11 protein-coding genes are annotated in these 12,021 nt (G+C 66.3%); 7 read left to right on the plus strand and 4 right to left on the minus strand.

The window, feature by feature from the left end; genetic code table 11:
* Positions 1-1,085 (plus strand): phosphate acetyltransferase (pta, locus tag A2J02_RS05990; protein ID WP_068048037.1); only part of this gene is annotated, 1,085 nt, incomplete at its 5' end.
* Entirely contained in the window at positions 1,082-2,263 is a 1,182-nt protein-coding gene (locus A2J02_RS05995) for an acetate kinase (protein WP_068048040.1), read from the plus strand. The genes pta and A2J02_RS05995, both read left to right, overlap by 4 nt.
* Here the strand turns inward: A2J02_RS05995 and A2J02_RS06000 are convergent.
* The 3 genes from A2J02_RS06000 to A2J02_RS06010 are packed head-to-tail and all read right to left on the minus strand — an operon-like array spanning position 2,260 to position 6,953.
* Complete coding sequence (locus A2J02_RS06000; protein ID WP_068048042.1) at positions 2,260-4,668, minus strand: serine/threonine-protein kinase; 2,409 nt, start codon at positions 4,666-4,668, stop codon at positions 2,260-2,262. The two genes, A2J02_RS05995 and A2J02_RS06000, sit on opposite strands and share 4 nt — an antisense overlap.
* A gap of 12 nt (positions 4,669-4,680) precedes the next feature.
* Positions 4,681-5,652, minus strand: coding sequence for a glutamate ABC transporter substrate-binding protein (locus A2J02_RS06005; RefSeq protein ID WP_068048045.1), 972 nt, complete (start codon positions 5,650-5,652; stop codon positions 4,681-4,683).
* Entirely contained in the window at positions 5,649-6,953 is a 1,305-nt protein-coding gene (locus A2J02_RS06010) for a hypothetical protein (protein WP_231893724.1), read from the minus strand. Before A2J02_RS06010 ends, A2J02_RS06005 begins: the two co-directional genes overlap by 4 nt.
* An 86-nt stretch (positions 6,954-7,039) precedes the next feature.
* Here A2J02_RS06010 and A2J02_RS06015 point away from each other — a divergent pair, with 86 nt between their 5' ends.
* Positions 7,040-7,888, plus strand: coding sequence for an NUDIX hydrolase (locus A2J02_RS06015; protein WP_068048051.1), 849 nt, complete (start codon positions 7,040-7,042; stop codon positions 7,886-7,888).
* Positions 7,889-7,892: 4 nt separating this feature from the next.
* On the opposite strand, the gene thiE is transcribed toward A2J02_RS06015, so the two are convergent.
* A complete protein-coding gene (thiE, locus tag A2J02_RS06020) occupies positions 7,893-8,585 on the minus strand; it encodes a thiamine phosphate synthase (protein ID WP_068048054.1) in 693 nt (230 codons plus the stop codon).
* Between the two features lie 158 nt (positions 8,586-8,743).
* Between thiE and thiO the strand changes: the two genes are divergently transcribed.
* The 4 genes from thiO to A2J02_RS06040 form a co-directional block, all read left to right on the plus strand.
* A complete protein-coding gene (gene thiO, locus A2J02_RS06025) occupies positions 8,744-9,796 on the plus strand; it encodes a glycine oxidase ThiO (protein WP_082898635.1) in 1,053 nt (350 codons plus the stop codon).
* Positions 9,793-10,008, plus strand: a complete 216-nt coding sequence (thiS, locus tag A2J02_RS06030) for a sulfur carrier protein ThiS (protein ID WP_037186702.1) — start codon at positions 9,793-9,795, stop codon at positions 10,006-10,008. The genes thiO and thiS overlap by 4 nt, the downstream gene beginning before the upstream one ends.
* Before the next feature lie 4 nt (positions 10,009-10,012).
* Positions 10,013-10,762, plus strand: a complete 750-nt coding sequence (locus tag A2J02_RS06035) for a thiazole synthase (RefSeq protein ID WP_068048060.1) — start codon at positions 10,013-10,015, stop codon at positions 10,760-10,762.
* 475 nt (positions 10,763-11,237) lie between these two features.
* Positions 11,238-12,021: ABC transporter ATP-binding protein (locus tag A2J02_RS06040; protein WP_068048063.1), on the plus strand; the 784-nt coding region annotated here is incomplete at its 3' end.

The following is a 12,021-nucleotide window of genomic DNA, read 5'->3' on the forward strand; positions in this document are numbered from 1 at the left end:
TAGGTCTGATGGAACAGCGGGTCGACGCGAAAACTCTTCTGGAGCGGCTCGACATCGCCATTCCCACCATCACGACCCCGCAGATGTTCGAGTACCAGCTGATCCACCGGGCGCGCGCCGATCGCAAGCACATCGTGCTCCCCGAGGGCGGCGACGATCGCATCCTCCGGGCTGCCGGACGTCTGCTGCAGCGTCAGGTTGCGGACCTGACGATCCTCGGCGAGGAAGGCCCCATTCGACGACGCGCATCGGAACTGGGCGTGGATCTCGACGGTGCGACGGTTCTCGACCCCAAGAACTGCGACTACGCCGAGGACTTCGCGGCCGAGTACACCGAGCTGCGCAAGCACAAGGGTATGACGATCGACCGTGCCCGCGAGATCATGGCCGACATCTCGTACTTCGGAACGATGATGGTGCACAAGGGAATTGCCGATGGCATGGTTTCCGGTGCGGCGCACACCACCGCACATACCATCAAGCCGTCGTTCGAGATCATCAAGACGACCGAGGGTGTGTCGACGGTGTCGTCGATCTTCCTGATGTGCCTGTCCGATCGTGTTCTCGCCTACGGTGACTGCGCAGTCGTACCCGACCCGACGGCCGAGCAGCTCGCCGACATTGCCGTGTCCTCGGCGCAGACCTCGGCCCAGTTCGGGATCGAACCACGGGTGGCCATGCTGTCGTACTCCACCGGCGAATCCGGTTCCGGAGCGGACGTCGACAAGGTGCGGCAGGCCACAGCGCTTGTGCGCGAACGCAATCCGGAATTGCTCGTGGAAGGTCCGATCCAGTACGACGCGGCGATCGAACCGTCCGTCGCCGCGTCGAAGTTGCCTGATTCCGACGTGGCAGGCCGAGCGACGGTGTTCATCTTCCCGGACCTCAACACCGGCAACAACACCTACAAGGCCGTCCAGCGCAGCGCCGGCGCGGTTGCCGTCGGGCCGGTTCTGCAGGGCCTCCGCAAGCCCGTCAACGATCTCTCGCGCGGTGCGCTGGTCGAGGACATCGTCAACACCGTCGCCATCACGGCGATTCAGGCACAGGGCATCGCCGCCGCGGCCGATCAGGAGGGCAAGTGAGCATTCTCGTCGTCAACTCCGGTTCGTCCTCGGTCAAGTTCCAACTCGTAGACCCCGGCTCGGGGGAGTCCGTGGCCAGTGGGCTCGTCGAGCGCATCGGTGAATCCGACGGCCGAGTCGAACTCGACTACCGGGGCGAGAGTGTCGAGCGAATCCAGCACATCGACGACCACGGTGCCGGTCTCGCACTGGCCTTCGCGATGCTCGCCGACGCAGGCGTCGAACTGGAATCGGTAACTGCGGTCGGGCATCGCGTCGTCCACGGCGGGACCGTGTTCTACCGGCCGACGATCATCGACGACGCCGTCGTGCAGCAGATCTCGGACCTCAGTAGTCTTGCACCACTGCACAATCCGCCGAACGTGCTGGGCATCGAGGTCGCCAGGAAGCAGCTGCCCAACGTGCCGCACGTGGCAGTGTTCGACACCGCCTTCTTCCACTCCCTGCCCGACGCGGCCGCGACCTACGCCATCGACGCGAACGTCGCCGCCGAGCACGACATCAGGCGCTACGGCTTCCACGGCACCTCGCACCACTACGTCTCGGACCAGGTGGCGCAGTTCCTGGAACGCGATCTCGCGGAGCTGAATCAGATCGTGCTGCACCTGGGCAACGGGGCCTCGGCCTCGGCCGTCGCCGGCGGCAAGGCGGTCGACACCTCGATGGGACTGACTCCCCTCGAAGGTCTGGTGATGGGTACCCGCAGTGGGGATATCGACCCCGGGGTGATTCTGCATCTGCGTCGCAGTGCAGGCATGAGCGTCGACGACATCGATACCCTGCTCAACCGTCGCTCCGGGTTGATCGGACTGTCCGGGGTCAACGACTTCCGGCAATTGCAGCAACGGATCGACGACGGCGACGCCTCCGCACGCTTGGCATACGACGTCTACATCCACCGTCTGCGCAAGTACATCGGTGCGTACATGATCGGGCTGGGCCGGCTCGACGCCATCACGTTCACCGCCGGTGTCGGCGAGAACGCCGCAGCAGTGCGCGCCGATGCCCTCGCGAATCTCCAGGGCTTCGGCATCGAGATCGACCCAGAGCGTAATGCGCTGCGCAGCAAGCAGGCTCGGGTGATCTCCACCGACTCGTCGACCGTCACTGTGCTGGTGGTGCCCACCAACGAGGAGCTGGCGATCGCTCGGGCAGCGGACAGCCTGGTGCGCAGCTAGAACAGCGAACGCGGCCGAATGGCGTTCGCCAGGTCCACCAACGAGAAACGGTGGGCGCGATCGGTGGCGTTGCGGGCCAGTGCCCTCAGACCTTTCTCGGTGCCGCGCCGCAAGCCGTCCTCGGTGAACGGGACACTGAGAATGGGTTCTCGCTCGGCGGTGGCGGCGTGGCCGGAGACGATCCAGTCCAATGCCATCGCCAGTACGAGTGTCCGCATCTGCAGCGCCCGGCTCTCGGCTTTGGGCAGCAACGCCACTCGCCGTGCAGCAGAACGGAAATCGGCTTCGGACAGCTCCGCTCGCGAGCGGTCCATCAGCAGTGTCAGCACGCTGGTCATGCGCGCCATCGAGTAGTGCCGTGAGCTGATCGGCACCTGATCGAGGGCAGCGATTGCCCCGGTCTGATCTCCGCGCCGCTGCAACTGCCGGGCCAAGCCGAACGCCGAGCTCACGATGCCGCGATTGGTCCGCCACACCGCTCGATACAGTCCTTCGGCGCGGGCCCGCCACTTCTCGGCTTCCTCGCCGTTGCCCGCAGCCGCATGGCCGAGCAATTCCGAGGTGGCTCCGAGAGCGAGCTTGGGTGCGAGTTCGCCGGGCATCGCGCCGAGTACGTTGTCGAAACTCGTGAACGCAGAATCGTATTCGTGATGCAATAGCGCGATCAGGCCTGCGTACCACTGCACTCGCCATGGATCCGCGGTGTGGTCGGTCGACTGCACCTTGGCCAGAATGTCGGTTGCTTCGACGACGTTCCCCAGATCCAGATGGGCCTTGACCTCGGCGAGGGTGATCTCGAGGCTCAGTTCCACGGGACTGGAGGACCCTGCGGAACGGCTCGATTCGGCTCCGGGGCTGACGCGTTCGATACCGTTGCGTTTGGCGTGCTGTAGCGAGTCCAGGGTCTGTCGAGGTTCGACGTGTACAGCCGCCGCCAGTAGCGGCGCGCTCGGGTCGTTGGGGTCCACCAGCGGAACCGGAAGCGCAGCAACCACTTCCGCGGCCGTCATTCGTTCGTGCCGTACCGTGCCGTCGACGTAGGTGTCTGTTCGTCCCACCGACTGCTCGGTGCCGAAGGTCGTACGCGGCGGGCTGAACACCGTCGACAGCCCCGGCCGCTCGACACCCGTCCTGATGGCCAGAATCTCACGCAGCACACCGGTGGCCTGCCCGGCGAACTCGTCCGCGGATCGGAACCGTCGAGTGGGATCCTCGTGTGTCGCGCGCAGCAACAGTCGATGCAGGGACGGAAATTGCTGTAGCACTTCGGATTCCTCGACCGAGGGGAGGCCGTCGAGGTACTTGCCGTTCTTCGACGGCATGTCCAGGGTCAACACCGCCAGCGTGCGGCCGACCGTGAAGATGTCCGACGCCACCGTCGGTCCCGTCTTGACGATCTCCGGTGCCTGGTAGCCCACTGTGCCGTACAGGTAGCCGTAGTCCTCGATACCCGCGACCGCACCGAGGTCGATGAGTTTGATCTGGTCGTCGGAGACCATGATGTTCTCGGGCTTGAGGTCGTTGTAGACCAGTCCGATCGAATGCAGATAGCCCAGTGCCGGAAGCACTTCGAGAACATAGGCCAGTGCCTGCTCGACGGGTAGGCGTGCTCCGTCGCCGCACGAGGTGAGGATGTCGCGCAGTGACCGGCCGCCGACGTACTCCATGACGATGAAGCCGACGGTCGACCCGTCGCTGCGGGGTTGCTCGACGAAGTTGTAGATCTTCACCACGCCGGGATGGGCGACCTCGGCGAGGAATTGCCGCTCTGCAACCGCGACGGCATGGGCCTCTTCGTCACCGAAATGCAGCAGTCCCTTGAGCACCACCCAGCGGTCGCTGACGTTGCGGTCGATGGCGAGGTAGATCCAGCCGAGTCCGCCGTGCGCGATGCAGCCCTGTACGTCGTACTGGCCGACCACGCGGTCGCCCGGTTCCAGCAAGGGAGTGAAGTCGAACGTTGCGCCGCAGTGCGGACAGATGCCCATCGCCACGTCGGGCTCGTCCGGTTCACTGCGGCCCACCTTGGCGTTGCACTTCCAACAGAACCGCTTGTGCTGCGGCACCGTCGGATCCGACATCACGGCCGTGGCAGGATCGATCGGTTCGACGCGAGGCACTTCCACCAGACCGCCGCCGAGTCGCCGCCGAATCCCGGTGCTGCGCGATCGACCGGACCTCGACCGACCCGTCTTGGAACGGGTGGAAGCGGAGTACGACGCATTCGATGGCGGGGTTCGATCGTCGACCGGTGACCGCGAGACGGCCTGAGTGCGCTCGACGCCGTCCGTTCCCGAGACTGCTTGCGTTCTCGACACTGCCCGGGTGCGCTCGCTGTCGTCGGTGCGCGAGACCGCCTGTGTTCGCTCCGCCGGGGCCGTTGCCTGCTGTTCGTCGTCGTCCATGTTCCTACGCCCCTAATCGCTGTACGACGCGCTGGGCGGACCGGGGGAGGGGCCGAGCACGGTCAGCCACCGGTTGTAGATGCGATTCCACGTGCCGTCGGAGCGGATGCGTGCCAACGTGCCGTTGACGAACCGCACCAGATCCTCGCTGTTCTTGTTGATTCCCACCCCGTACGGCTCCGGGCTCAGGCTGTCGCCGACGATCTCGAGGTACGGATCCTGTGCTGCCAGACCAGCGAGGATCGCGTCGTCGGTGCTGACGGCGTCGACCTGCCGTTGCTGCAGCACCACAAGGCAATCCGACCACATCGGTACCGTCACCACGGTCGCGGCGGGCTGGACGCGCTGGAGGCGTCGCAGCGAGGTGGTGCCCTCCACGGCGCACACCCGCTTGTTCGCCAGGTCCTCGACTCCGCGGATGCCCGACCCCTGCACCACCAGAACACGGTGCTGCGCTTGGAAGTACACGGTGGAGAACTGGACGTCCTTGCGGCGAGCGCACGTGATGGTCATGGTCTTGACCACCATGTCCACCGAAGAATTCTGCAGAGCTTCGAGCCGCTCCGCGGAGGTGAGGATACGGAAGTCCAACCGGTTGGGATCGCCGAACAGGTCTCGTGAGACTTCCCGTGCGATGTCGACATCGAAGCCGACCAGTTGCCCGGTCATCGGGTCGCGGAAGCTGAAAAGGTTGCTGCCCGTGTCCAGTCCGACGACCAAGCGGCCCTTGGCGCGCAGTGCGTCGACGGTCGGTTGCGGCGGCGGCGGAACATCGGTGCCGGTAGCCAGTGGTCGCAGGCTGGCGGTGGGGCGGGCGCACTCGTCGTCGGCTGGGCTCTCGGTGGGCCGCGCGGCGACGGACGCGCCTTCCGGCAGCGGCGGTTCGGTGAACGTCGTCTCGACCTGCGGCGCAGAGTTCTCGGGCGGTGCACAGCCGACCAACAGGGCGGTGACCAGGATGCCGACGGCGAGTAGACGTTTCACAGGTACTCCCGCAGTCTCGGGAACAGGCCGACGCCGAAGGCAACCGACGCGACGACGGTGAGCACGTACGCGCCGTTCGACAGCCCGGACAGCACCCATACCGATCGGTCGATGTTGGACCGCAGTTCGCTTCGCGCATTCTCGATTCCGTCGACCAGAACGCTGTCCAGTGCGGTGAACGCGGCCGCGGAATCGGACTCGCCGGTGCCGGTGGCAATGGAGACCGCACCGTTGAAATCGCCGACCTCCAGGGCGGAATCGATTCTGGAATGCGAGACCGACCACGTGTTCAGTGCATCGATCACCGCGGTGTCGCCCTGGAACATCTCCGTGAGCCGAGAGACGTTCGCGTCGAACGACTGTCCGTAATCCTGACCGCCGCCGCGACGGGCGAGATCGAGAGTTTCGTCCGCTCTGGCCTGTTGCGCCAGAATGAAACCCGTCGTATACGACTTCAGCGGAGACACGCCGCGGTCGATCGCGCGATCGGTGGCGATCGAGGAAATCAGTCCCACCACCAGCATCCAGCCGAGCAGGCCGGCGACAGCGACTGTGGCAGCGAGGAATCCGACGTTCAACGTGCGGCGAGTGGTCCGCGACAGGTACCACTGGGCCACGCCGGTCATCAGCAACAGGAACACCAGCGAGCCGATCGCGAACAGCGGCGGACTGGTGAATCGTTCCTGATCGGCCGACACCCGCGACGCCTGCTCGGTGTACAACTTCTCGGCCAGCGGCAGCAAAGTCGTCTGCATCATCGTCGACGCCTCGCCGAGATAGGCCGCGCCCACCGGATTTCCGCTGCGGTTGTTGGCTCGCGCCGTCTCGACCAGACCGCTGTACACCGGTAACCCGGCGGCGATCTGCGTCAGCACCGCGCTGGTGGCCGCGTCGTTCTCGGCGACCCCGGCCGAGGCCGCGATCAGCTCGGACGACGCCTCGCCGAGTGCCTGCGAGTAGCGCTCGCGCACCTCGGGCGGCTCGAGACCGCCGGCGATGAAGGCGGTGGCCGCAGCTGCATCCGCCACCGACAGTGCCCCGTACAGATTCTGTGCCGAGTTCGCGAAGGGCTCGGTCCGCACCAACAGGGTGCCCAGGGTGTCGACCCGATCGGTCACGGCCGTGGACGCGAGATTTCCGACCGTCAACGCCAAGAACACCAGCGCGGTTCCCATCGCGACCAACCGCGCAGGCGTCGAACGCATCGTGTATCGAACCGGCGGCTTGCCTGCAGCGGCACCGACGTGTGTAGCCGTTGTCGGTGGGACGGCAGCGGAGGGGGTAATGCCGGCCGCGATCACGCACCCGAGCATATAAGCAGGCGGACCGTACTGCAGCCACTACAGCGCAGTCACTACAGAAGGATGATTCCCCTACGCTGGAGAGCATGCGTGGTGACGGGGACGGTTGGGTGATCGGTACGGACGGTTCTCGGCACTGGGGAAAGCACGGTGCCGCCGGACTGTTGCTGCGTGCACCGTCGAACGAGCCGTCGAACACCGGTGAGCCGATGGTGCTGCTGCAGCACCGAGCGTTGTGGAGCCACCAGGGCGGAACTTGGGCACTACCCGGCGGAGCTCGCGATTCCCACGAGAGCACCGCGCACGCGGCGGTGCGCGAAGCCCACGAAGAAGCCGGTATCTCCGACGAACAGGTCAGGGTGCGCAGTGAGCGCGTCACCGCCAGTGTCGAGAGCGGCTGGTCGTACACCACCGTCGTCGCCGATACCGACCACCCTCTGACCACCGTGCCCAACGGCGAGAGCACCGAACTGCGCTGGGTGCCGGAGTCGATCGTCGACGAACTCCCGTTGCACCCGGGTTTCGCGTCCAGTTGGCCGTCGCTGCGCACCGTGCCGCTGCGGGTGCTGCTCGACACCGCCAACGTGCTCGGCTCGCGACCGAACGGGTGGTGGAAGGACCGCGCCGGATCGACCGGTGCACTGCTGACTTCGCTCGCCGAGACGCTGCCGCGCACCGTCGAACTACCCAGCGGTCAGTACGGCTGGCTCACCCGCATCGAAGCCGTGCTCGAGGGCCAGGCCAGGGACGCGGTCGTCGACGACCCCCGAACCCGGACGATTCTCGCCGACGGCAGCGGCGACGACACCCTCGCTGATCAAGCACACCGGGGCGGAGACCTGACGGCGATGGTCACCGCCGACCGTGGACTACGCGACCGGCTGCCGGAGTCGGTCCAGGTCCTGACGCCGTCGTCGGTTCTTGCGTGGCTGTAGCGCTCTAAGCCTGCAGCGCCTGAACCAACGAACGAGCGGCCGCCTGCGGGTCCCTGGCCTCGGTGATGGCGCGAACCACCACGATGCGGTCGGCACCGGCTGCCTTGACCTGATCCACGTTGGTCGCGTCGACGCCGCCGATGGCGAACCACGGCCGCTCCGGTAGCGCGTCCGCAGTCGCCCGCAGAGCCTCGAGCCCGGCGGCCGAGCGGTTGGGCTTGGTGGGCGTCGGCCACACCGGACCGACGGCGAAGTAGTCGACGCCGTCCTCGATCGCGGCGAGCGAGGACTGGGCGCGGTTCTGCGTCGAGCGCCCGATCACCACGTCCGGGCCGAGGATCTGCCGTGCGTAGTGCACCGGTAGATCGCCCTGGCCCAGATGCAGCACGTCTGCACCCGAGGCCAACGCCAGATCCGCGCGATCGTTGACCGCCAACAGTGCCCCGTGCCGTTTGGTCGCGGCGAGCAGAATCGCCAGCGCAGCGAGCTCGTCCTTGGCCTCGAGGGGGCCGAACTCGCGCTCGCCCGCAGAGTTCTTGTCGCGCAGCTGGATGATGTCGACGCCACCGGACAACGCGGCCTCGGCGAACTGCGCGAGATCGCCCTTGTCGCGCCTGGCATCGGTACACAGGTACAGGCGAGCGGACGCAAGACGCTCACGGGGAGTCTGATTGCGGGCGGTCTGAGATGGATGCACAAAGCGAACTGTATTCTCATGGTGGCCGCCACCGACGACGGAGTGGCCGAGAAATCGCGGGAGTCCCAGGGATCGTGGGGCTGAGAGTGGGTTCGCCGCCCTTACCGTCAATACCTGAACCCGATCATGCGGGCGCAGGGAGTGAGGACGTGAATCGCGTGTACATCGTCGTTATCGGCGGAGGCGTCATCGGGCTGTCGACGGCGCTGCGCCTGGCCGAGGACGGTCATCGGGTCGTCGTTCACGATCCCGCGCTGGGAAAAGGCGCGTCGTGGGTCGCGGGCGGAATGCTGGCACCGTTGTCCGAGGGGTGGCCCGGCGAACACGAACTGCTGCATCTCGGTGCCGCGTCGTTGGCGCGCTGGCCGGACTTTGCCCGACGCCTTCCCGGCCCCTCGGTGTTCTCCGCAGCGGGATCGGTGACGGTTGCCCTCGACTCCGCCGATGCAGCCGACATACGCACCATCGCCGAATGGGTGGGCGAGCAGGGACACGAACTCGAGATTCTGGGACGGGCGCAGCTGCGTGAGCTCGAACCTGCTCTGGCGCAGAACATTCGACTGGGCCTGCTGGCTCCGACCGAACTGTCGGTGGACAACCGGGCGCTGATCGCCGCGCTCGAGCAGGGATGTCTGGACGCGGGCGTGGAGTTCGTGGCTAGCTCGGTCGACGCACTTCCCGACGCCGATCAGGTGGTCCTGGCCGCCGGTTCTCGCTGTTCCGCACTGTGGCCGACACTGCCGGTGAGGCCGGTGAAAGGCGAGATCCTGCGGCTGCGTCGTAGGCCCAGCTCCGCACCGCCGCCGCACCGCATCGTCCGCGGAACCGTGCACGGCCGCCCGATCTACCTGGTGCCACGCGGTGACGGATTGGTCGTCGGCGCAACACAATACGAATCCGGTGAGGACACCCAGGTCACCGTCGCCGGGGTACGAGACCTCATCGCCGACGCCGAACGACTCATGCCGAGCATCGGCGAATACGAACTGTACGAAACCGCTGCCGGCCTACGGCCGATGAGCCCCGACGGACTCCCGATCATCGGCAGGCTCGACGAGAACGTCGTCGTTGCCACCGGACACGGCCGCAACGGCATCCTGCTCGCGCCCATCACCGCCGACGCTGTCGCCGCGCTGATCTCCGGTGACGCCCTGCCCGAGGCGAAAGCAGCCACACCCGAACGCTTTGCACACATCGAGAGGACACCATGACACAGGTCGCGATCGGCATCACCGTCAACGGCGAGGATCACCTGCTCACCGAGGACATGACCATGCGTCGGCTGCTCGAATTCCTGGGCCTGCCCGAGAAGGGTATCGCCGTCGCCGTCGACGGCGCGGTGCTGCCCAAGAGCCGCTGGGACACCACCAGCGTCGAAAAGGGTTGGACCATCGACGTTCTCACCGCAGTGCAGGGTGGTTGAGGATATGACGGGGTTGGCGATCGCGGGCCGCACCTTCACTTCCCGACTCATCACGGGCACCGGGGGAGCGGCGAATCTCGCAGTGCTCGAGGAAGCCCTCGTCGCGTCGGGAACCGAACTGACCACCGTCGCGATGCGCCGCGTCGACGCCGCGGGTGGGACGGGAGTGCTGGATCTGCTGCGCCGGTTGAACATCGCGCCGCTGCCGAACACCGCTGGCTGCCGTGGTGCGGCCGAAGCAGTACTCACCGCGCAGCTCGGGCGTGAGGCGCTCGAAACCGATTGGGTGAAACTCGAAGTGATCGCCGACGAGCGAACCCTGCTGCCCGACGCCATCGAATTGGTCAACGCCGCAGAACAACTCGTCGACGACGGCTTCCAGGTGCTGCCGTACACCACCGACGACCCGGTCCTGGCGAAGCGACTCGAGGACATCGGCTGCGTGGCCGTCATGCCGCTCGGCTCGCCCATCGGAACCGGTCTCGGCATCGCCAACCCGCACAACATCGAGATGATCGTCGACGCCGCCTCGGTGCCGGTGATCCTCGACGCGGGCATCGGCACCGCCAGCGACGCCACCCTCGCGATGGAACTCGGCTGCGATGCGGTGCTGCTCGCGACCGCGGTGACCAGGGCGAAGGACCCGGCACTGATGGCGTCGGCGATGCGGAACGCGGTGGCGGCGGGCTACCAGGCCAGGCATGCGGGCCGAATTCCGAAACGATTCTGGGCTCAGGCCAGCTCGCCTATGTGATGAGCTGCGTGGTCGAATTCGGCAAACGCGCGCGCGTTCGTGAAACGCGTGCGGAATAGTGGCGGATACTGGGGCGATTCCGCGCGCATCTGGCAAACGCGCGCGCTTTTGCGGCCTGGCCCAGGTGGCCGACGCCGCCGACACTCATATGGCTGCGTGCCGCCGACGCTGCTGCCTCCTCACCTCCGGCAAACGCGCGCGCGTTCGTGAAACGCGTGCGGAATAGTGGCGGATACTGGGGCGATTCCGCGCGCGTCTGGCAAACGCGCGCGCTTTTGCAGCCTGGCCCAGGTGGCCGCGTGCCGCCCAGGTGACCGCTGCATTGTCAGCGACCGCCGCTTTTGCGGCCGCACGCCCATGTGACCGCGTGCCGCCGAAGTGACCGACTGTCTCAGGGTTGGGTCATCCGAAAGGATGATGCAACTGACGACTGTGGGTCGATGTGCGGACGCTGTCAATGGGGGAAGGTTGACCCATGATCGAAGTGACAGGACTGACCAAGCAGTACGGCGCGGTGACGGCGGTCGACAACCTCACCTTCACCATCAAGCCCGGCATAGTAACCGGATTCCTCGGCCCCAACGGCGCAGGCAAGTCGACGACGATGCGGATGATTCTCGGTCTCGACCGCCCCACCTCGGGAACCGCGACCATCGAGGGCAAGAGCTACAGCCACCTGAAGCAGCCACTGCGTACCGTCGGCGCTCTGCTCGACGCCAAGTGGGTGCACCCCAATCGCTCGGCGCGTGCGCATCTCGAGTGGATGGCGGCCTCCAACGGCATTCCGAAGTCGCGCGTCGACGAGGTACTGCGGCTGGTGGGCCTGTCCGAGGTCGCGAAGAAGAACGCGGGCGGGTTCTCGCTCGGTATGTCGCAGCGGCTCGGACTCGCGGGCGCATTGCTCGGTGACCCCAAGGTGCTGCTGTTCGACGAGCCGGTCAACGGACTCGATCCCGAGGGCATCGTCTGGATCCGAAAGTTCATGCAGCGCTTGGCAGCCGAGGGCCGCACCGTTCTGGTCTCGAGCCACCTGCTCTCGGAGATGGCGCAGACCGCAGAGCACCTCATCGTCATCGGACGCGGCAAGTTGATCTCCGATTCGACGGTGCAGGAATTCATCGACCACGCTTCCGAAGCATCGGTACGCGTGCGTAGCCCGCAGCTCGACGGACTCCGCCAGGCCCTGACCACCGCCGGTCTCACCGTGCGTGAGCCGGACAAGACAGACGAACTTCAGCCCTCGTTGGTGGTGCTGAACT

It is taken from the genome of Rhodococcus sp. EPR-147 (assembly GCF_001647185.1).
GTDB lineage: Bacteria > Actinomycetota > Actinomycetes > Mycobacteriales > Mycobacteriaceae > Rhodococcoides.

Bases quoted from the DNA above. Each gene is read 5' to 3' on its own strand.
- A2J02_RS06000 (WP_068048042.1), bottom strand. From the start codon at position 4,668: ATGGACGACGACGAACAGCAGGCAACGGCCCCGGCGGAGCGAACACAG.
- A2J02_RS06015 (WP_068048051.1), top strand. From the start codon at position 7,040: ATGCGTGGTGACGGGGACGGTTGGGTGATCGGTACGGACGGTTCTCGG.
- thiS (WP_037186702.1), top strand. From the start codon at position 9,793: ATGACACAGGTCGCGATCGGCATCACCGTCAACGGCGAGGATCACCTG.
- A2J02_RS06035 (WP_068048060.1), top strand. From the start codon at position 10,013: ATGACGGGGTTGGCGATCGCGGGCCGCACCTTCACTTCCCGACTCATC.